The organism is Propionivibrio soli (assembly GCF_025770765.1).
GTDB lineage: Bacteria > Pseudomonadota > Gammaproteobacteria > Burkholderiales > Rhodocyclaceae > Propionivibrio > Propionivibrio soli.
This window is the reverse complement of record NZ_JANZKY010000023.1, coordinates 24,127-45,262: the sequence shown is the minus strand read 5'-3', so window position 1 is coordinate 45,262 and position 21,136 is coordinate 24,127. Positions and strand designations below refer to the sequence as shown.

The following is a 21,136-nucleotide window of genomic DNA, read 5'->3' as shown; positions in this document are numbered from 1 at the left end:
AACACGATCCACGAAGGAACCGCGAATCATCAGTCGATGCAGGTAGGATGGAGAGATGCGGCAATTTTCGTGCGTGCAAGAGGGACTCCGACCACGCCTTGACCGCGACTTTGCGACAAAGCCTCCACCCCGGCCAAAACATTGGCATGGCGGCATGCCAAATCCATTAGTCGCCTGTTGTAATCCAAATGGCTTCACGCCAGAATCCGACGGTTTCTTTTTCGTGGTTTCTTCATGCGTATAGCACTGATTTTTTCGTTATTGCTCTGCCTTTCCGGTACGGCGGCGGCCGCAGCAATAAACGTGAAGGTATTGGAGATTAGTGGACGCCAGGGCCCCGTGTCGGTTCGTTGTTATGGCGAGGCGAGTTCAGCGAAGCGGCCTCTTGTCCTTCTTCTACACGGGCAATCCGGGTTTGTGGCTTTTCAATCAGCCTATGAATCCTATGCGTCAACTCTCGTTGCACAGGGCAATGAAGTCTGCGCCGTACTTTATTACAGCGCGAAGGATCTCAAGGTAATGACTAAAGCAAAGGGGGAGGCGAAGCAGGCTTACTATGCAGAGCGCTTCGGTCCGTGGGTGGACTCCGTGGGCGAGGTCATAAATTATCTGATGAGCCACGAGGGTGTCACGGCTCGCCAAATCGGTTTGCTGGGCTTCTCTCAGGGAGGCTTTCTTGCAATCGCCGTTGCAGGAACGAACAGCAAGGTCGCCGCGCTTGTCGCTGCCTATGGCGGAATTCCGACGCAGATGAAAGATCGCCTAGCCCACCTCCCCCCGACACTCATACTCCATGGGGATGCCGACAACGTCGTTCCGGTTGACGAGGCTTATGCCGCGAAGTCGTTCGTAAAGACTCGCGCCCCTTCAGTCGAGCTGAGGATCTACCGCGGGGCAAAGCATGGCTTTAGGGGCGCCGACGAGAAGGACGCGCGAGAACGAATAGCGCGCTTTTTTGGTTCCCATTTGGCGCATCGATAGATTAAGGGCTTAGGAAGGACCACTCACAGTATTTAGGCACCTTTGGGTGCTCGGCGCTCACCGCACACTTGGCAGCACAAAAGCCTCTAGCCAAGCTCACCGAAGCAGATCCTCCGGCGGGACAACACGGACCAGAAGTCCGATCTCCTGCGCCAATTGCTCGTCGCGCGTCACAAAAGCATGAGCCTGCAGCGTCGTGAGAGCGAGGTACTCCGCCACAAAGGTGTCAGGCCACCCCAACTGTTCGGCCAAGCTCCATGCTGAGTGCTGGAGCACACGATCCCCAAGCAACCGGATCTTCAATGCGCGCAAGTAGTTCAATCTTGCGTCAGCTTCCTTGCGCGCCAAGCGACCGGCTTGCACTTCGCGATAGCACCATGCGAGGACTTGCGAGCGCAGCAATGTCGGCGCCAACAGCTTGTGCTGCGCCGGCACTTGGGCTCGCTGCTCCGCGAGCCACATCGCCACATCCGGGCCAATAACAAACTTCACTAAAGTCGTCCTCCTCCTGACGCCAGTTCGCTGCAGCACCGCGTCGGGTCAGCAGTCATCTTCACACGTGACGCAGACTGCCTTGCTCGACCAGAAGTAGAGCGAGCGCGGTGACGGTTACGCGGCAGGTTGCGTCCTGCCCTGCAGGGTTTGACATTGTTCCTCCTTTCTCAGGAGTTCGGCCAATGCTGACCTTAGAGGTCTGGCCAGAAATAGTCAGCTATCGGACGGTTACCTGCCGTTCACCGTCCATGATGGCTGATGGCCGCTACGGCTAGGACATCACATGGCTCCGCGACCTTAAGGCTGACGTTCAACATTGGAGCTCACGGGACGCGCCGCCGATAGACGGAGCGTCCCGTGCAACGAAGGGCTAGCCATCTTGGTTGCTATTGTTGCGATTGGTTGGGCTAGGGACGAATAGGCCTGCCAAAAAGCCTACGACGCTGGTAAAGGTCGTGAGGATCAACTCGGGCTTAACACCGTTTTGTGCGGGAGGCTGAAATACCCCAACTGCGAGCGTTACAAAGCCACCAACAAGCACTAGTGCGAATGCAGTAACGACGATGAGCCAGAGCCGATCCCGCGCTCGTTGCGTCGGCACACCGACAGTCGACGTCATACTCAAGGTTGCGCTGAACTGTGCAGCTGCTTTGCTCTTTTCCTCAGGAGACTTTGTCGAGAGGTAGGTCCCCAATTCGGCGGAAGCAATTTCAGGTGGGATATAGGACAGAATGCCTTTATATAGATTCGTCTGCTCTGCTTGAGATAGGTCGCTAACCTTACCAATGATTTCGTTTGGATTCATGGAGCCTCCTTAGTTGGCTAACGTCTGACGTGAGGTGCCGCCGCAGCGGCGAAGCCGCGAAGGAAACCCACAAGCACAGCGTGTGGGCGGTCCCTCTCGATGGAAAATTGGACCGCGGTTGCATTATCCTAACGACATACAATGAACAAATTTGTCAGGCGCACACGCCCCAACAGAAACACCACATAGCCGACTGCGCCGGTCGAAAGCATGAGCGGCGTACGCCAGAGCGAGAGGTATCTGTCTGGAGCTGAGAGGAGCTGAAGCGAGGTCCTCGGCTTGAATGCGGTGACATGCCTGCTCTTTACACCGGGTGCAGCCGTGGTGGCCGGCTCGGCGGCAGGCTGCTCCGCCGACGCGCCAACCTCAGACATCCCAAGGAGCATGACCGTTACGGCGGCAAGTACGATTGAGCGGCTAAGACCGGAGATCTTAGCGAGCGATGCGCTCATCAGGATTCCTCGATTTTTCTTGGACTCGCTTATCCATCAGGCAGCCACAAGCGATTCGTGCGACGCCTCAGGCTGCCTGTAACCCTATTTCAAACAGCGCTGCCTCCCGTAAGCGGCGATTGTGGACGCCGTTGGAAATTGGCCAGAGCCTGGACATGCTCCGCAGCAGATTCGGGACGGAAGCGAAGTTGCCGTCGGACAATGCATTCCGGATCTCGCGCATCTCCCTCCGTCGATCCGAGCCAGGCTCATCAGTCAGTTTTGGTCCCCGGTTGTAAACCAAGCTCACGAGGACACCTAGGCAGAGCGGCGGGAGGACCTTGCCGCCATCCACAGGAAAGGTTTGCTGTGTCAGCGCCAGCTGCTGCGGTAGCGTTCTCCGCACATAACCGAGCCAAGCCGCCGCCCACGGAATCGTGATGCTCCGTAACTGCGAGGGAGCAGATGCCACAGCATCACCCTTCCGTCCTAACCACGGGCGCAGTGCCTCCAGGTCGGCGGGCGCGAGCAGATCGCGCCAGTCGGCCTCAAAGTTTTCCTGGAACCCGAGATCATAGCCAACCCCAATGGTGACCCCGCTATCGCCACCCGGCCATTCTGGGTGCACGGCATGCGTATCGTAGAACTCACGCCCACCGACCTCCTCACGAGCGATGAACGCGACAGCACGGGTAGGAATTGTCGGCGACGGTTCTGGCAGCATGCGCAATAGCGGCCAAACATCGCTATCGATCACCCCGATGTCCAAGAGCCCGTTCTTGCGCCGGAACTCGTGCACAGCGCGCTCGGTCGCGGCTCCAAAGTCGCCATCCTCGTCAAGGATGGCACCATCGCGGTTCAAAAGGTCTTGCGCCAGTACTACGTCATCGCCCTGGTCGCGTCGTTTCAGGATCGGGTCCGGCATCGTGTCACCTCGTGTCCGTAGGAGGAATACCTGCTGCAGTTGCGCTGCTTCCGGGAGAGTATGAATTCCTGGCTGAGGGTCTGCCGCAACTCAGTTCGTTTTCTCCAGGATCTCGCGCAAGGACTGAGCGCTCTTGATGGTCTGGTTAATGGCATCCGTCAGCTTTTTGTCATCCTGGCTGTCGATCGCAAGTGCCAAGTTCTTCAGCGAAGAGATCGTGCTTGTCAGCGACGTAGCCGCCGCGTTGATTTTTTCAAGTCGCAGTACGGTCGCCTCCTTCTTCAGGGTAGTGGTCGCAACCGAAAAGTCCTTTACGGCAGTCTGGAAATCAGTCGACGCAGCGGACAGCGCTTGGATACGTCGCGTGACGTCTTTGTCCCGCAGCGCGCGGGCGGCCTTCCTGGCGGAGGCATCGAGCTTCGTTATGGTCGCCAGATCCTCCGAGGTAGAGTGGTCCGCGAACTCATCAAGCTTGTCCGCCAGTTGCGCCTGTTTTGCGGGCTCGACGATGTCGGTCAGTCCCAACAGGTCGTTCAGCAGTTTTATCCAGTTCCCGGTAGTCTCAAACGTATCCCAGTCTATGGAATCAAGTTCAGAGAATGTCATAGCGCCCTCACCTTCTTGATGAGTTCCCTGAGTTCAATAATAGTTGCCTGCAATTCCGCCGTGCTGACCTTACGTTTTTCTTTTATCGCGGCCGCCAGATCACGATGAGCGGCCGCCCAGGCGAGGGTGGCTGTCGACAATCCATTCACGAGTTGAAGACGGGCCTTATAGGCGGCAGCGGCTTGATCCCGCTTTTGATCTCGTTCCTTGAGCCTCGCCGACACCACGGCCCCCATTCGATCGATCTCCTGCAGCGCAGACGCTTTGCTCAAGTCCCTAAGCGCCTCAGTACGTGCCTGGAGGAGGAGGCGCTTGAGCTGGCCGGCGAAGTCGTCGTCGGCACCGTAGGTGCTATTGATCGCGCTAAGTATGTTCTTGTGAACATCTTCCAGAATTGGCTTGAGTTCCCCATTCGATTCCCGGACGAGATTCTCCGCGATCTTGTCGACGGCCGGTTGCGCTTGCGCTAGAGCCTCTTCGAGCTTGTGGGACGCCCTCACCGTTGCGATGCGCGCGGCCAGGAACTCACCGATATCCTTCGCCACCCCGATGATCGGTGCTGTCGGCAAGGCGATTCCTGTGGCGCCAGCGAGCGCACTGAGGGAATCTGCAACCTTGTTGATGGTTTCGCGGGTTTCTCCCGCCGCGGCAATGACATCCGCTATTGCGTTCGAGTAGGCAACGGCTCCCTCCACCGCCTTGATCCGGACCTCCCAAGCCGTGTCGAACTTCTTGATGTCGTCCTCGTACTTGGTCTTGTTCTCGGGTAGCAAGCTGCCCTCGTCGCGCAATGAGTCGGTCAGTGCCTGCCCCGACGCCTTCACGAACCCCGACATCGTGCCAGTCGCTTCAGCAAAGGGCTTCGCGTCCGGAAGGCTGCCGCAGCCTGTGACGAAAACCAGCAGGAATACACCGATAAGACACTTCATTGCTTGACTCCCTTGGAGTTCGGTACTTGCGTTGCAATGCCGATCTTCCTGGCCGAGCCGGGGCAAAGCGGGATTCAAATGGCTTGCTGTAAACCGGCCATTCGCCTGACGGTAGAAACAGGAATCTCGACGTTACCTTCTACGCCTGCTCTTGGCCGGGGTCTGCCTATCCTTACCCTTACGTCCAGCTTGCCAACCTGACATTACTGCCCAACGGAAAGCAGACGTTCTTCGAAACATATCTGTCCTAATCGATTTGGTATGCAGACTACGTGATGGCCTATACTCGTCGCATCATCCAAATGAATGATTACGGGATGCACATAATCAAGAATGAAGCTGACAAGGGAGCCATGACTTAACCTGCTGATGGCGGGAGGATCGGATGGTCAAAGATCCGTATGGTTTTTTTGAAGATTCAAGACTTTCTGTTGTTCAGAAGAACACAATTGCTTCGCTCATTGAGTCGAGCGCAAATGATCGCCCTGCCCCACGTTGCAGGAAGGTACGTAACCCATGCGAGCTGTCGTCCGCGCGAGCGAGTCAGTGCATCGACTGCGCATTTCTGGACGATATGCGTGCCACTTCCAGTCAGGAAGCAGCGTTTCTGCAGCGCTGTCGCGCTATCCAAGAATTTGTCGAACGTACGGCGATCCACCACTGTTCGGCACATGTCGCGACTGTCGTGTTAAGCAGTTCCGCACATGTCGTTCAGTACAATACGCACGGACTAGCGTTCCTCCAAAACAACGATGCAATCAGCATTCGTGATGGACGACTTTGTTGTAGCGACTCAATGTGTCAGGCGCGTTTCTCGGACGCAATCTCGAAAGCCATAAACTCGGGCAAGACCAATTTGCTTGTTCACGCTGTTGACCATCCAGATCAACGGCTAAGTGTGTCCTTGGTGCGGGTGCCTGAACTAAGTACGCACTACACGGAGCGTGGTGCTGAGTTGCATGCCGAAGTTATTTGCTTGATCGCTCGACTCGATCGTAGGCGATTTGCGACCGCGCGGCAGTTGATGGAACTCTTTGGACTCTCAACTTCCGAGGCGCGACTAGCTCGAGCCGTTTGCCACGGGGAGTCTTTGGAACAGTACGCGGTTCACAACGGACTGAAGATGCCGACAGTGCGCACTCAGTTGCGGTCCGTCTTCGCGAAAACTGGAACCGATAGGCAATCCACGTTAGTTCGTCTCCTTTCAGGTATCCCCGTCGTGAGATGAGCATAGGTAGGCATACCTGAAGAGGCCCTTTAACATGATTCCTCTTTCGTCAGAAATTCGGCCAAAGCGCAACTTCACGCCACCGACTAATAACGTCCGGTAGCGATCAAAAGCGGCCCCATTAATCCGCTCACGTATCTCTCTCGTCCTCGGTCCTCGGTATAGGGATCGAGAAAGGTTGCAAGAGAGTCGACTGGTTAATTAACCTGCGCATAAGTCGTCGTGTCTTCTGCAAACTACGATGGTTTAACAACAGTCATATGGGCCCGAACATCCGTTTTGCGTTTCACGAGCCAGGGGCAGAGCGAGGGCACAAGCAATGTTTGGGCATCGACATGATTGATATGTGACTCCTCAGAAAAAAAAGGAAACTCACGGTTGTTCGTGCAGTCGCATATTTGGTATCTGGTGCATAAAGCTTATTGGGAGGCAGCATGAAGTACATCATTATTGGCGGCACCTCTGGGATTGGCCTTGCTACCGCCAAGATGGCCGTTGAGGCTGGGCATGCGGTTGTTTCCGCCGGTCGCGATCCGGCCAAGTTTGCCGCTGCTCAGTTGGTCGGTGCTACGACTGTTCAACTTGACGCCAGCGATTCGGGTTCAGTTCAGCGTTTTTTCCGGGCACAGGGCCACCTCGACCACTTAGTGCTCTGTGTCTCTGGTTCATCGGGCGCCGGGCTCTTTCGCGAGCTTGACCTCGATGACCTACGGAACGGATTTGAAGGCAAGTTCTGGCCCCAAATTTCCTGCGCAAAGGCAGCCCTGCCCACCCTCAATCCAGCTGGGTCGATAACTTTCGTGGGAGCAATCTCATCGCGTGCCCTTAAACCCGGGACGGCGGGTCTTGCGGCCATCAACGCAGCACTGGAGGCAATGGTTCCCATCTTGGCCTCAGAGCTTCGGCCGACGCGTGTTAACGCGGTGGTGCCTGGTGTCGTCGATACGCCATGGTGGTCTCGTGTTCCGGAAGCCGCAAAGAAAGAATTGTTTGAGCAACTGGCGAGCGAAGTTGCAGTCGGCCGCGTTGGCAATCCCGAAGACTTAGCCAGCGCAATCATGTTTGTTACTCAGAATACCTTTGTCACTGGCACCATTCTTGATTGTGACGGTGGCTGGAAGCTGAAAAACGCCTGACGAATGCCCCCTCTTTGGCCGGCCCAGCCTTGGCAATACGGATTTCTACGGCCCCTATCGGCCGACAGATTAGCCCGATGCACCTGCCCATGAATACCTTGTCGTCATGGCAGACGCTCTGCATTGCTTACGTGAAACGCTCATACTTACGGCATAATCGGCCGAATAGAAGGATCACGCCCCGCTCAGCCCCTTGGACCGATGATTCGAGGACCGGCATCTCTCGCAATCACCCGGCTCACTCCTCCGGTTGTCGTGATGTTCCCCCAAGAAGGAACGCTAATACGATGTCAGCGAATCGGTCCGGGTGCTCAATGTTAGACAAATGAACCGCGGGCATCACATGCAGCCGTGCCCTAGGAATTGTCGAAGCGATCTCCTTGCCGTGTTGAAGAGAAGTCACCGTATCGTTCTCTCCTGCGATAACAAGCGTCGGGCAATCGATCAAAGCGATCGTACGGCGGAGATCAGCATCCCGCACAGCCACCCAACTACCCGCGATACCTTCTTTGCGCGTAGCAAGCAGTCCTTGGCGGAAGGCGTTCACGATCGGTGCAGGCTCTTCCAGCATCCGGGGAGGGAACCAGTTCTTGAGAAACCTCTCGGCCGTTTCAACCATATCCGGCGCCCGAAGCAGGTCTATGATAACCCGGTCCCACATATCCGCCGGCCCAAGGTAAGCAGCCGTATTCGAGAGAACAAGACTAGCAATCCGGTGCGGGGCATGGATCGCTATCCATTGAGCGACGATCCCACCGAGAGAGAGGCCGAGCAGGTTGACCTCATCGATGCGCAGCGCATCGAGCAATTCAAGAACATCGCGGCCCAGCCGATCAAGCGAGTACTCCGCTGAAGGCACGCCAGAAGCGCCATGTCCACGCGCATCGTAACGTAGAACCCGGAAATGCTTTGAGAACGCGCTGATCTGGCCATCCCACATATGCAGGTCAGTACCGATCGAGTTGGAGAGTAACAATACGGGTTGTTCTGCGCGTCCGTCGAATCGATAAGCAATCCGGACGCCGTCGCCGGTAGTGATATAGGAAAGACCGCTATCCATGTCGAGCTCCTTTCGTCTTGCGATGATTGCATCGTAGGAGCGACCGAAACATATTGATACTACAATTATCTTAAACTCTTTGTAGGCTTATTAAACAATGGCAAGTTTTACTCTACACGAACTTCAATGTTTTGATGCCGTGGTACGCCAAGGGAGTTTTCAGGCAGCGGCTGAGCAGTTGCATCGTTCTCACCCGTCGGTGTTTGCCGCCACCGCGAAACTGGAAGCCCAGCTCGGCGTGGCGCTGCTGGACCGAACCGGCTATCGTGTAAACCTGACCGTAGCCGGCCGGGCCTTGCATCGTAAAGCGACGTTACTGCTCCGCGAAGCGCAAGAGCTTCGGCTTTATGCCAATCAGTTGGCGATGGGAGAAGAAACCGAACTGCGGGTTGTGCTTGGGGACTTGTGTCCTTTCCCCTTAGCACTCGGATTGCTAAGCCAGTTCTTCAAGGCCTACCCGCAGACGCGGTTGCATTTGAGTTTCGAGACAGTAACAGGACCATGGGAGCGGTTATTCGCCGACGAGGTCGATCTGATCTTGCATCGCGTCCCGAAAGGAGACACAAGAATTGAGTGGGTCGACCTTGGCCGCCTGGCGTTGATTCCCGTCGTGGCTCCAGGATTCGCGCCGTTTCCTCTTGGCCCGACCATTACGCCACAACAGATGCAAAGCCTGACTCAATGCGTCATACGCGACTCCGCGCAAACACCGCCGGACCTGACCCATTACGTCGTTGATGGATCGCCCCAGTGTTCGGTCCCCGACCAATTAATGAAGAAGGAGCTCATCATGCACGGCATGGCGTGGGGCCACCTCCCCCGCTTCATGATTGAGCAGGAACTTCGAGACGGACGCTTGCTATCTATTGCTGGCAGGCATTTCCCCGGGGTCATAGAGGAACTCGTTGCCGCGCGGCGGCGCGATCGGCCTCATGGCCCGGCCGCTACTCGGCTTTGGGAGTTTCTTGAGCAACATGCGCCATTGCTAAAACCAGTCAGCGCCAAAATACCGCGAGCTCGGGTGCAGAAGGATTAACCGATAGAGCCAACAAATACAGGCCATAGGCCCAAAGACAAACCTAGAAGAGTCTGTCCGGCCTTACCGGCTATATGGAGTGTGGCAAAAGCTCTATCAAACGACGCGCGGCGGGAGGTAAATAGCTGTTTTCCCGATAGGTCACAACCAAGCGTCTGCGCATACTCACCTGGCTCACCGGAACCTCTCTGAGACGCGACGCGCTTGAGTTCGACTCGAGATGCAAGCGGGATATGAAGCTCAGTAGTCCCGTTTCAGCGATCAGCATCGGCAGCATCAATAACATGGTCGTTTCCACCTGTACTTTGGGGCGTGGCAGATGGAGTTGGTCGAAGGTTCTGTCCAGCCAATCACGCGTAGGAGCCCCCACGGGCTGCAGAGCCCAGCGGTAGCGCGGAAGACTATTCAAGATTGGTTCCGTGTGAAAAATCTCGTGATCCGCAACGGCAGCAACGACAATCATGTCTTCCGCAAGAACCTCGGAAACGAGCCCGACTTCAGCGGCCCCCTCGGTACCGACCATCAGATCAAGATCACCTTGCAGTAGCTGCTCTTTAAGCGAATCAGAAAGCCCTACAACGGTCCGCAAGGTAACCTTAGGGGCTTCATCGAGCATCTTGCGCACCGCCGAGGGCAAGAGAAACTGGGCGGCTGTCGGTACGATGCCAATCCGAATATGGCCAGTAATACCGTTGCCTAGCTCCCTGATTTCGCGTTCCGCATCGTCGACCTGAGAACGCAAACTTCGCGCCCACTTAAGCAGCACTTTTCCGGCAGCGGTTAGCCGAATACCGCGCCCCGATTTTTCGAACAGCGGCGCCCCACAGGCTTCCTCTAAACGACGTAAACAGCCTGTCAAGGCTGGCTGGGTCCGATGAAGTATCTCTGCGGCTCGCCCTACGTGCTCAAGCTCGGCAATGGTCTCGAAATAGCGAAGGTCTCGTAGATCCATCCCATTAATCCAAATGATCGGTTCCAAATAATAATCGATTGGAGTTTATGTTTCGGCCTCGGAATAATCAAACTCAACCTAAGAAGTACGGCGATATATCTCTCCGTGCCACGCCTCTATGAGTGCCGGCGAGAAGCATCGACCCGTTCGCGTTGCTTTCACTGAAGCTTGGGCCCTCGTTCCGAAACCGTTTGGAGATCTACTTTATGAGCAAATCCACCCCATGCCCCGACGTCATTCGAGATTTCGAGCGTGTTAGCCCGGAGATAGTGAAGCGCGCTTCGAGTTTTGCCTCATCGATTCTTGCAGACGTTGCTGGCCGACGCGGCGCTCTTCACGGGCGCATTTCGCCGCTATCCCCGACGATGAGATTCGCCGGCCCTGCGCTTACCGTGGAGGTGCGCCCCGGAGACAATCTGATGATCCACGCCGCTATGGCAATTGCCAAACCAGGTGACGTCATCCTAGTTGACGGCAAGGGTGACCTGAACAGCGCCCTAATGGGCGAAATCATGTCCCAACAGTGCGTAGCCCTGGGCATTGCTGCTGTCGTCATTGATGGCGCTGTACGCGACAGCGAAGCCATTTGCGAACTCGGATTCCCGATGTTCGCTGCTGGACTGAACCCAAACGGCCCGACAAAGTCGGTATCGGGGCGACTGAACCACCCGATATCGATCGGTGGCGTCAGTGTGTCGCCGGGTGATCTCGTCGTCGGTGACGCAGACGGCGTTACGGTGATCGAACGCGACAAGGCGGCTGCCATGTTGCCGCTGGCCGAGCAAAAGGTGGTGGCTGAAAACAAGCGCATTTCCGAGATCAAATCACGCAAGGCATTGGCGCCCTCGTGGCTGGATGGCGCTTTGCGTGCAGCGGGAGTCATCAAGGAAGGGGAAACACTGTGAGCGCCAAACCAGCTTTGTTGGTCACCGCGGCTGATTTGGCACCCCAAGCCCTTGCTCTATTGAACGACCTCGAAATCGTGTATGCGGGGAAAACGCCTACCGAGCAAGACATTGTGGCTCTCTGCCGACAACACAACCCCGTGGCGATCATTGTTCGCTACAGCAAGGTCGGTGCCGCGGCCATGGACGCCGCGCCGAGTCTTAAGGTTATCTCGAAGCACGGCAGCGGGACAGACACCATCGACAAAGCAGCCGCAGAGCAGCGCGGGATCAAGGTAGTCGCAGCGATTGGTGCAAACGCTGCTGCCGTTGCTGAGCAGGCGCTGGCGTTGCTTCTTGCCTGCGCCAAGTCGGTAGTGGCGTTGAATGAACGCATGCATACCGGTTTCTGGGACAAAGCTACACATAAGAGCATCGAGTTGGAAGGCCGTACGGTCGGCGTAATCGGTTTAGGGGCCATCGGGCTTCGTTTTGCTCGGATGGCCAATGCGATGGGAATGCGCATCTTAGGCTTTGATCCCTACGCCAAGAATCTGCCGGGCCATATCGCTCAGGTGGATTTGGAGACGATATGGCGAGAGTCCGACGTCATTTCCCTGCATTGTCCGCTCACCGATGAAAACCGAGAGTTGCTGAATTCGAGAACACTGGCAGCGTGTAAAAAAGGGGTAATCGTCGTCAATACGGCACGCGGCGGGCTCATTAACGAGTCGGCATTGTTGAACGCCGTTCGTTCGGGTCATGTTGCTTTTGCTGGGTTGGATAGCTTCGCCATTGAACCCATGACAGCTCCCCATCCATTTCATGGAGAACCACGCCTTATATTGAGCCCGCATATCGGTGGAGTTACCGCCGATGCTTACGTAAAAATGGGTGTGGCGGCGGCAAAGAATGTTTTGGGAGTTCTCCATAACGTACCTGCGTCGGCTTGATGCCGTTTTGTAGGAAAGCCCCCCATGTTCTTCCTCAGCCCACCGGAGATTCGCGAGGCAGCTATTTTCACGGCCATGCCAAATCGCTTTCGCCGCAAAGGCATTCGGTCCGCTTGGGCGGATGCCAACCGGGGAGGCATCGAGACAGACTCGTTTCTGGAAGGGCCGGTCGTCGATCGTGAAGGAAACCTGTTTGTCACTGATATACCGTTTGGCCGGATTTTCCGCATTGACGCGACTGGAGAATGGGAGCTGATCGCCGAGTATGACGGCGAACCAAACGGGATGAAGTTTCGTAGTGCGCAGGAATTACTGATCGCCGATTACAAGAACGGCCTGATGATTTGCGATATCCGGACCGGTCAAGTCCAGCCCTTTCTGGAGCGCCGCCACAGTGAGCGCTTTCGAGGACTCAATGACCTTACCTTCGATACCGCAGGAAATCTCTACTTCACTGACCAAGGCCAAAGCGGCCTGCACGACCCAAGCGGTAGGGTTTATCGCTTGAGACCGACCGGGCAATTGGATTTGTTACTTGCCAATGTCCCCAGTCCGAACGGTATCGTCTTGTCGCCGGATGAACGCGTCCTCTTTGTTGCCGCCACACGTGGAAATTGCGTCTGGCGAGCACCGTTGATGGAAGATGGCAGCCTGTCCAAAGTCGGTCAGTTCTTCACATCAAATGGTCCAAGCGGTCCAGACGGCCTGGCCATGGATGAGGCCGGACGGCTCATCGTAGCCAATACGGGGATCGGCTTGGCCTGGGTCCTGAACAAGAAGGCTGAACCGGAAGTGGTAATCCGAAGTCCCGCCGGCACGTCGCTTACCAATATCGCCTTTGGCGGACCGCACCGGAAAACGTTGTACTGCACCGAGTCGGTCAGCGGCAGTATTCTGCGTATCGACCTCGACTTTCCCGGGGTGCCGCAGCGCTGGGGACGGGATTGACCAATCGGGCACTTCTCGTCGCATAACGTACGACGAGCAACCCTCCATTGCCTCGTTGCGCTCGTTATCGACCACGCTCATCCGCGATGTTTGTCGTCCGCCTGATCAGAGTCATCTTCACGCAGCCGAAACACCGCGCCGACCGTGGGTTTGCACCGCATGGTTGCGTGTTTGTCACTCCAGTTGCTCTACCTCCGGAGTAAACGGAAACCGCGTGGCGATTACACCGCGCGGTTTCTGTTGCCACCTGCAAGACCTGATTCTTCAATCCTCTTCAGCAAAGGCCTCCTGGCGTTTCTTGCGCAGGGCGGGGAGAAGGACCGTCACCATGGCTACAGCGGCAAGTACCAGCATGGTGGCGCTGAGCGGCCGACGGATGAATACAGACGGGTCGCCTTTGGACAACAAAAGCGCTCGACGAAGGAACTCCTCCATCATTGGCCCAAGAATGAAGCCAAGCATCATCGGTGCCGGCTCGCATTCGAGTTTTCGGAAGATGTAGCCAAGTAGGCCAAAGGCCGCCATGAAATACACATCGAAAGTCGTATTGGCGAGACTGAACACCCCGATCGCACAAAAGACGAGGATCGCCGGAAAGAGAAAATGGTACGGTACTGAGACCATCTTCACCCACAGTCCGATCAGCGGCAGATTGAGGATTACCAAGAACACGTTGCCAATCCACATCGACGCGACGATCCCCCAGAAGAGCGCCGGCTGCTCTGTCATCACCGACGGACCAGGCTGAATCCCCTGGATGATCATGGCACCGATCATTAGCGCCATCACCGGATTGGACGGAATACCGAGTGTGAGCATGGGGATGAACGAAGCCTGTGCCCCGGCGTTATTGGCTGACTCCGGCGCTGCGACACCTTCGATCGCACCCTTGCCAAAATTCGCGGCGTTCTTCGAGACCTTCTTCTCCAATGCGTAGGCAGCAAATGAGGAGAGCATCGCGCCCCCCCCGGGGAGAATACCCAGCACAGAGCCGAGCGCCGTGCCTCGCAGTACCGGTGCAGCGATAGCCTTGAAGTCCTCCTTGCTAAGCATCAGTCCGGTGACTTTTTTCACCATGAGGTTACGTTCAGCTTCGTTCTCCAGATTGCCGATGATTTCGCCTAAACCGAACACACCCATGGCGACGACCACGAAATTGATGCCGTCCGTCAACTCCGGCACATCGAAACTGAAACGCGCCACTCCCGAATTGACATCGGTGCCGATGATCCCGAGCAGAAGGCCAAATACGATCATGCCAAGCGCATGAAGCAGTGAGCCGTGTGCGAGAACGATTGACGCTACGAGGCCGAGGACCATCAGCGAGAAGTATTCGGCCGGACCAAACTTTAGCGCGACCTCCGCGAGCGGAGGGGAAAAGAGAGCGATCAGAAAGGTGGTCACCGTGCCGGCAAAGAACGAGCCGAGGGCGGCGGTAGCCAGGGCCTTCCCGGCTTGGCCTCGCTTGGCCATTTCGTGGCCATCGAGGGCCGTGATAACCGAGGATGCTTCACCGGGCAGGTTGACCAGGATGGCGGTGGTCGAGCCGCCGTATTGAGCGCCGTAAAAGATCCCGGCGAGCATGATCAAAGACGATACCGGGTCCAAGCCAAAAGTAATCGGCAAGAGCATGGCGATCGTCGCCACGGGGCCGAGCCCGGGCAGAACGCCAATCGCTGTACCTAGCGCGACACCGATAAGGCAATAGAACAGATTAATAAAGCTTGCGGCGGTTTGGAAACCGAGTAGGAGATTGGAAAGAACGTCCATGTCGTGAATCCTCTACGCGCCGAACCAGGAACCGAACAACCGCATCGGGAGCCCCAAGCCTGTAACGAATACCAAGACGCAGAAGGCGACAAGCGCGAGGGCGAGCAAGGTTGCGCGCCATTCGAATCGAAAGTGGGTACTGGCCGTAGCGCTTCCGAAAATAAGCACGAGCAGGGCAATGATTAAACCGGCACGTGGAAGCAAAAAACCAAATGCCGCTGTAGCGGCGAGAACAATCGCCGCCTTGCGCCAAGCGAATCCTCCAAACGCCGTTCCGTCTTTGCGCATACCCCGGGCGAGCGCCAGGATACCGAACCCAATAAGCAGGCAAGAGAGAACCGACGGAAAGTAGCCAGGGCCCATTCGCCCAGCACTGCCAAATGCATAGTCGCGCGATATCACAAAGGCAATCCCGCCAAAGCCTGAGTACATCACGCCCGTCCAGAAATCTTTCGGACTCTTGATTATGGGTGACACCGCTATCCTCCGTCGTTGTTTGAAGTAGCCAAAATATCCGCTTCCGTGACAGCGGAGAATTGCTGCCTGATTGCGTGAGCGTTACCAAGCGTGATCGTTACAGTCGTAGGGCCCGCTCCCACTGATTCCTCGTGATTATCGAAACCGGTCATCCCAGCACCGATGACGCGCGTATCGCAATCCGTTCGGCACTAGGTACCTATTGCTTTTCTATGTCGGCATGCTTGGCAACCTGTGCCCAACGAGCGTTTTCCTCTTTGATCAAACGAAGAAACCCGTCCGCTTCAAGGTTGCCCGCTTCGGCGCTCATTCCACCGAGAAAGTCTTTCATGTCCGACGAATCGAGCGCCTTTCGGATCTCAACATTGAGTCGCGACACGATTTCTTTTGGCGTGCCCAAAGGCGCCGCGATGCCCACCCAGTTCGTAATGCCAAAACCCGGCATACCGGCTTCTGCAAAGGTGGGGATATTGGGGAAACTCGCTAGTCGCTTGTTGCCACTCGTCGCCAGCGCACGAACCCGATTCGCTTTAAGTTGGGATACTGCTGAAGGCGTCGAGAGGAGGACCATGTCGATTTGTCCGGAAATCAAACCGGTCATAGCTTCGCCGGCACCTTTGTAGGGCACGTGCATCAGCTTCACCCCCGCGGCCTGCTGAAAGGCTTCTGCCGAAAAATGAGGTGCACTTCCTGCCCCGCCGGTGCCGTAAGTCACGGTATCCGGGTTTGCTTTGGCGTAATTGACAAGACTCGCCAAGTCCTTATAAGGGGAATCACCTTTGACCAGGATAACTACGGGTTGCAATGCCGCGACTGCAATCGGAATGAACGGCACCTCCTGCTCCCATGGCAATTTCTTGAACACAAAGGGCAACAACGCAAAAGTGTTGTCGAGGGCGAGCAACGTATAACCATCGGGTGCCGAGCGAATCACTTGTTGTGTTCCTATCGTCCCCGTGGCACCTGGTTTGTTCTCAACGACGAACGTTCCCTTGGTTTGCTCGGAGAGCTTCTGAGCAACCTTCCGCGCGATGACGTCAACCGCTCCACCGGGTGCCCAGGAAACGACAAGGCGAACCGGTTTGTCTGGATACTCCGCCGCAAAGGCCGAAGAGAGACTTACCAACGTACAAATGACGATGAGCAAACGGATACACATGGTTGGAATCCTTTATCGAGGACCGATCGTTATCCGCCCCAGACAATCAACGCCCGCCCGTCGGCGTAGCTATCACGGAATGGGGTGCATCTTGGTGGGTGCCTTGCCCCCGGGGTTACCCAGGGGCGCGCCCTTCCTGACAACCATTCATCCCAAGCGATTAAGCTTCATCGACGCAATCGCTCAGGAGACCCAAGAGTGGTTTCCTGCTTTTCCAAAGAGCGCATTGGATGGGGTGTAATCGACGTTTTTGTACTGACTAGTCGATCTTTGCCCCGGACTCCTTGACCAGCCTCGCCCATTTCGGGAGTTCTGTCGCCAGGAAGCGGGCAAAATCCTGCGATGTTCCACCGAGTGGTCCGCCGCCTTCAACGGCGATTTTTTCTTTCACATCGGGCAAAACGAGGATTTTGTTTACTTCAGTGTTGATACGCTCGACGATTGCAGGCGGGGTGCCGGCCGGTGCTAGAAGGCCAAACCACGTGGAGGCGTCGAATCCCTGATAGCCGGCCTCGTCGATGGTTGGCACATCAGGCATTGAGTCGACCCGTTTTTTTCCGGTTACTGCGAGTGCCCGCAACTTACCGCCCTTGATGTGTCCGATCGCTGTCGTTACCGATGACATATAGGAATCGGTACTGCCGCCCATGAGGTCGGTGATCGCTTGCGCGGCTCCCTTATACGGGATGTGCTGATATTTGGTACCTGATGCGCTTTGGAACATCTCGATCGTTAGGTGGGCAACAGTGCCGTTACCTGGCGATCCCAAGCTGATGTCTCCGGGCTTTTGCTTGGCGGCCGCTACGAATTCCTTGATCGTTTTGTAAGAGGATTGTGCAGGTACCACTAACGTCAAGGGAGAATCGGCGACGAGCACAATCGGCACCAAATCCTTAAGCGGGTCATAAGGAAGCTTCTTGTACAACGTGGGATTGATGGCCAGATTACTGGTTTGCCCGAGCACGATTGTGTAACCATCCGCCGGGGATTTGGCCGCGGCATCCACACCGATGTTCCCGCCGGCACCCGGTTTGTTGTCAACTATGACGACCCATTTCAGACGCTCTGACAGTTTGTTGGAAATAACGCGAGCGAAGATATCTGTTCCTCCCCCCGCAGGGAAAGGAACGATCAATCGGATCGGTTTATTCGGATAATCAGCTTGTGCGAGGGTACTTCCCGACGCGATAGCTAGTGAAGCAAACAACACAGTCATCGCGGTCCGTTTTGCTTTGTGGCTCATGGTGCCCCTTCCCAGTTGTCGTGTGCGGACGATCAAGACTAATGCCTGTAGCCTCAGTCCATAATCAGGACATCAATCCATCAAGTCCAATCGTTTTTTTCTTCGCAACGATAATTCCTACTGATTGATTCGGCTAGATCGGTGATTCACCCCTTCGCTTCTCGGCGGCAATCTTCCGGTCGCATAGCAGCAGATTCGAGATCAAGGAACTGGACTGTTTGCCGCTTTGGTCGAGATTCCTGCCACACGCCCTGACACAGTGCAGCAGTCCAGGCAGAGCTGGCCTTTGCGACTAAGGAAGCTAACGGCGGCTTGCGCTAGATAGAAGACGGTCAAAGCTTGCGTGCTCAACTTCCGCTTTGGCCGATCAACGGACAGTCCGTTTTTTTGAGTGATCCCGAAAAAGCTCACGTGTGAGGAAGATCAGTCAGGAACAAGAAACGGCCGACCCGAGGTGAATCACAGTGGTTCTTCAAGGCGAGAGTCGCAATCAGTCGTCGGCAGGAAAGCCCATCTGCAAGTGCGTCGTTGTGTCCGTTCGCCCTCTCATGCTCTGGCGGTGGCCCCGCGCCAGCCTGGACCGAAGACGGGCAGTGGTTGCCCTCGCCTGCGGAACGCCCCGATCAGGGACGGCGAAGTCCCTGCACTTCAGCGTGCCGAGGACAACTCACCAAGTGGTCATTCACCATCCCCGAGGCCTGCATGAAGGCATAGCAAATCGTCGAGCCGACGAATTTGAAGCCCGCGCGCACCAGGGCCTTGCTCATCGCATCCGACTGACTCGTCTTGGCGGGAACCTCGGACAAGGATTTCCAGCGGTTCTGTACGGGAGAATTCCCGACGAATCCCCAGAGAAAGGCGCTGAATGTCTGGCCTGCGGACTGGAGGGCTAGACAAGCCCTCGCGTTCTGAATGGCCGCAGCCACTTTGGCCCGGTTGCGGATAATCCCAGGGTCGGCCATTAGCTCAGCGACCTTCTGATCACCATAATCGGCAACCAGCGCAGGTTCGAAATCATCGAACACTTGTCGGTAGTGCTCGCGCTTCTTCAGTACGGTCGACCACGACAGCCCGGCCTGCGCCCCCTCCAAAATGAGCAATTCGAACAAGGCGCGGTCATCGTAGAGCGGAGCGCCCCACTCTTTATCATGGTACTCACGATAAAGATCAAATCCTTCACTCCATGGGCAACGTTCCATCAGGGTAGCGCTTGTCACGTTGATAACCTCTGCCTGTTGAGCTAACGGCAAAGCATACTAAGAAAACAAAAAGCTTGGGCGTACGTTTCGGCCGATGGGCGACACTACGTCACTCCCCTGCCCTTCGCCGGTAGGCATTATCACCCCTTGAGTCGATATATCTTTGGTGAGCCGTTCAGCGCGGCAGCTCTGCGACGGATCGTGTCACACAGAACGCCGTTCAACGAAGGTCTTGACGCCCAACGTCACCAGCGCAAGCAAGGCCAACAGAGAGGCAACGGCGAAGGCGGCCGCAAAGTTGTACTCGTTATAGAGAATCTCCACCTGCAGCGGCATGGTGTTTGTTTTCCCGCGAATGTGGCCGGAGACTACTGAGACTGCGCCGAATTCCCCCATGGCACGGGCGTTGCACAGAATAACGCCATAGAGGAGCCCCCACTTGATGTTCGGAAGCGTCACGCGGCGGAAGGTTGTCCATCCGCTCGCGCCGAGCACCACAGCCGCTTCTTCTTCGTCGCTCCCTTGCGCTTGCATCAAGGGAATGAGTTCGCGCGCGACAAAGGGAAAGGTAACGAACACCGTCGCCAGCACAAGCCCCGGTACGGCATAGAGAATGCCCACGTCCCAAGCCTCGAGTTGGGGACCAAACCATCCCTGCGCGCCGAACAGCAGGACGTAGATCAAGCCCGAGACGACGGGCGATACGGAGAATGGTAGATCGATCAGGGTGATCAGGATGTTCTTCCCACGGAAGTCGAATTTGGCAATGGCCCAGGCCGCCGCTACGCCAAACACCAGGTTAAGCGGCACGGCGATGGCCGCGACGAGCAACGTGAGCCGGATCGCCGAGAGGGCGTCCGGACTCAGTATCCCTGATGCATAGGCCTCCCATCCCTTCTTGAACGCCTCGGCGAAAACGACAGCCAGCGGCATTAGCAAGAACAGGCCGAAAAATGCCAGCACGAGTCCAATCAACAACGCGCGAACGAGCACCGGCTCGTCAGTCGCGGAGGGCCGCGTTTGCGCCGGCGTGCTTGATAAACCTTTTCGCGACACGATGCCGGCCATCGCTTTCTCCTACCGGCCCCGTTGGCCGCGTTGCGTCCAGGCCTGCAGCCCGTTGATGATCAAGAGGAGAACGAACGAGAGCACGAGCATCACGACCGCAATCGCTGTCGCACCCGCGTAGTCGTACTGCTCAAGCTTAGTGATGATCATGAGCGGGGCAATTTCGGAGACGAAGGGCATATTGCCCGCAATGAAAATGACAGACCCGTATTCGCCAACCGCGCGTGCGAACGCCAGGGCAAAGCCGGTGAGCAAGGCCGGCGTGAGATAAGGCAGGATGACCCGGCGAAACGTCTGCCAGCGCGTCGCCCCCAGGCAAGCCGCCGCTTCCTCGACTTCGGCTTCAATATCTTCCAACACCGGTTGCACGGTCCGCACGACAAACGGCAACCCGATGAAGACCAAAGCAACGAAGACGCCGGTGGGGGTGTAGGCGATTTCCCAGCCGAGTGGTTCGAGCAGACTCCCAATCCAGCCGTTCTTGGCGTACAAGGTGGCCAGGGCGATGCCGGCCACGGCAGTGGGCAAAGCGAACGGCAGGTCGACGAGCGCATCCACGAGCCCTCTGCCGAGGAAACGGTATCGGACGAGCACCCAAGCGAACAGTAACCCGAAGGCTGCATTGATCGCCGCCGCGATCAATGACGCGCCAAAGCTAAGGCGAAACGACGCCAGTACGCGCGGATGAACCACCGTGTGCCAGAACCCATCCCAGCCGACTGACGCCGATTTGAGAAATACGGCGGAGAGTGGAATCAGGACGATCAGCGCCAGATAGACAACGGAATAGCCGAGCGCGAGTGAGAATCCCGGCAGGATACTGTGCCGGCGCGCTAGAAGACCGGGGCGAT

20 protein-coding genes are annotated in these 21,136 nt (G+C 56.5%); 6 read left to right on the top strand and 14 right to left on the bottom strand.

What is annotated here, in order from left to right; genetic code table 11:
• The first annotated feature begins 234 nt into the window (after positions 1-234).
• Positions 235-981, top strand: coding sequence for a dienelactone hydrolase family protein (locus tag NZ453_RS21175; protein ID WP_263772962.1), 747 nt, complete (start codon positions 235-237; stop codon positions 979-981).
• 96 nt (positions 982-1,077) lie between these two features.
• Here NZ453_RS21175 and NZ453_RS21170 read toward each other — a convergent pair whose 3' ends face one another.
• The 5 genes from NZ453_RS21170 to NZ453_RS21150 all read right to left on the bottom strand — a co-directional run bounded on the left by NZ453_RS21170 (position 1,078) and on the right by NZ453_RS21150 (position 5,172).
• Positions 1,078-1,473: a PIN domain-containing protein gene (locus NZ453_RS21170; protein ID WP_263772960.1), complete on the bottom strand. Its 396-nt coding sequence runs from the start codon at positions 1,471-1,473 to the stop codon at positions 1,078-1,080.
• Between the two features lie 373 nt (positions 1,474-1,846).
• The gene (locus NZ453_RS21165; protein ID WP_263772959.1) at positions 1,847-2,281 is read right to left on the bottom strand and encodes a hypothetical protein; all 435 of its coding nucleotides are present in this window, start codon (positions 2,279-2,281) and stop codon (positions 1,847-1,849) included.
• A gap of 519 nt (positions 2,282-2,800) precedes the next feature.
• Positions 2,801-3,637 carry a peptidoglycan-binding protein gene (locus NZ453_RS21160; protein ID WP_263772958.1) on the bottom strand — a complete coding sequence of 279 codons (837 nt, stop codon included), beginning with the start codon at positions 3,635-3,637 and terminating at the stop codon, positions 2,801-2,803.
• 90 nt (positions 3,638-3,727) lie between these two features.
• On the bottom strand, positions 3,728-4,243 hold the full coding sequence (locus NZ453_RS21155; protein WP_263772957.1) for a hypothetical protein: 516 nt from the start codon (positions 4,241-4,243) through the stop codon (positions 3,728-3,730).
• Positions 4,240-5,172: a hypothetical protein gene (locus NZ453_RS21150; RefSeq protein WP_263772955.1), complete on the bottom strand. Its 933-nt coding sequence runs from the start codon at positions 5,170-5,172 to the stop codon at positions 4,240-4,242. The genes NZ453_RS21155 and NZ453_RS21150 overlap by 4 nt, the downstream gene beginning before the upstream one ends.
• Positions 5,173-6,834: 1,662 nt before the next feature.
• Between NZ453_RS21150 and NZ453_RS21145 the strand changes: the two genes are divergently transcribed.
• Entirely contained in the window at positions 6,835-7,536 is a 702-nt protein-coding gene (locus NZ453_RS21145; protein ID WP_263772953.1) for an SDR family oxidoreductase, read from the top strand.
• A 238-nt stretch (positions 7,537-7,774) separates the two neighbouring features.
• Here the strand turns inward: NZ453_RS21145 and NZ453_RS21140 are convergent, their stop codons facing one another.
• Positions 7,775-8,596: an alpha/beta fold hydrolase gene (locus NZ453_RS21140; RefSeq protein ID WP_263772952.1), complete on the bottom strand. Its 822-nt coding sequence runs from the start codon at positions 8,594-8,596 to the stop codon at positions 7,775-7,777.
• A 97-nt stretch (positions 8,597-8,693) separates the two neighbouring features.
• Here NZ453_RS21140 and NZ453_RS21135 point away from each other — a divergent pair, with 97 nt between their 5' ends.
• On the top strand, positions 8,694-9,632 hold the full coding sequence (locus tag NZ453_RS21135) for a LysR family transcriptional regulator (RefSeq protein WP_263772951.1): 939 nt from the start codon (positions 8,694-8,696) through the stop codon (positions 9,630-9,632).
• 70 nt (positions 9,633-9,702) lie between these two features.
• On the opposite strand, the gene NZ453_RS21130 is transcribed toward NZ453_RS21135, so the two are convergent.
• Positions 9,703-10,584, bottom strand: coding sequence for a LysR family transcriptional regulator (locus tag NZ453_RS21130; RefSeq protein ID WP_263772949.1), 882 nt, complete (start codon positions 10,582-10,584; stop codon positions 9,703-9,705).
• Between the two features lie 206 nt (positions 10,585-10,790).
• Here NZ453_RS21130 and NZ453_RS21125 point away from each other — a divergent pair, with 206 nt between their 5' ends.
• From NZ453_RS21125 to NZ453_RS21115, 3 genes are read left to right on the top strand one after another with little or no spacing between them, the layout of a single operon-like run.
• Positions 10,791-11,489, top strand: coding sequence for an RraA family protein (locus tag NZ453_RS21125; RefSeq protein ID WP_263772948.1), 699 nt, complete (start codon positions 10,791-10,793; stop codon positions 11,487-11,489).
• A complete protein-coding gene (locus tag NZ453_RS21120; protein WP_263772947.1) occupies positions 11,486-12,421 on the top strand; it encodes an NAD(P)-dependent oxidoreductase in 936 nt (311 codons plus the stop codon). The genes NZ453_RS21125 and NZ453_RS21120 overlap by 4 nt, the downstream gene beginning before the upstream one ends.
• Before the next feature lie 24 nt (positions 12,422-12,445).
• On the top strand, positions 12,446-13,369 hold the full coding sequence (locus tag NZ453_RS21115) for an SMP-30/gluconolactonase/LRE family protein (RefSeq protein WP_263772946.1): 924 nt from the start codon (positions 12,446-12,448) through the stop codon (positions 13,367-13,369).
• Between the two features lie 264 nt (positions 13,370-13,633).
• Here the strand turns inward: NZ453_RS21115 and NZ453_RS21110 are convergent, their stop codons facing one another.
• From NZ453_RS21110 to cysT, 7 genes are all read right to left on the bottom strand, one after another.
• A complete protein-coding gene (locus NZ453_RS21110) occupies positions 13,634-15,139 on the bottom strand; it encodes a tripartite tricarboxylate transporter permease (protein WP_263772945.1) in 1,506 nt (501 codons plus the stop codon).
• 12 nt (positions 15,140-15,151) lie between these two features.
• On the bottom strand, positions 15,152-15,616 hold the full coding sequence (locus tag NZ453_RS21105; RefSeq protein WP_263772943.1) for a tripartite tricarboxylate transporter TctB family protein: 465 nt from the start codon (positions 15,614-15,616) through the stop codon (positions 15,152-15,154).
• Between the two features lie 199 nt (positions 15,617-15,815).
• Positions 15,816-16,763: a Bug family tripartite tricarboxylate transporter substrate binding protein gene (locus NZ453_RS21100; protein WP_263772941.1), complete on the bottom strand. Its 948-nt coding sequence runs from the start codon at positions 16,761-16,763 to the stop codon at positions 15,816-15,818.
• A 271-nt stretch (positions 16,764-17,034) separates the two neighbouring features.
• Positions 17,035-18,018, bottom strand: a complete 984-nt coding sequence (locus NZ453_RS21095; protein WP_263772940.1) for a Bug family tripartite tricarboxylate transporter substrate binding protein — start codon at positions 18,016-18,018, stop codon at positions 17,035-17,037.
• A 623-nt stretch (positions 18,019-18,641) separates the two neighbouring features.
• Positions 18,642-19,220, bottom strand: coding sequence for a DNA-3-methyladenine glycosylase I (locus tag NZ453_RS21090; RefSeq protein WP_420851689.1), 579 nt, complete (start codon positions 19,218-19,220; stop codon positions 18,642-18,644).
• Between the two features lie 201 nt (positions 19,221-19,421).
• The gene (cysW, locus tag NZ453_RS21085) at positions 19,422-20,285 is read right to left on the bottom strand and encodes a sulfate ABC transporter permease subunit CysW (protein WP_263772939.1); all 864 of its coding nucleotides are present in this window, start codon (positions 20,283-20,285) and stop codon (positions 19,422-19,424) included.
• 9 nt (positions 20,286-20,294) lie between these two features.
• Positions 20,295-21,104 carry a sulfate ABC transporter permease subunit CysT gene (gene cysT / locus NZ453_RS21080; protein WP_263772971.1) on the bottom strand — a complete coding sequence of 270 codons (810 nt, stop codon included), beginning with the start codon at positions 21,102-21,104 and terminating at the stop codon, positions 20,295-20,297.
• Positions 21,105-21,136 lie beyond the last annotated feature (32 nt).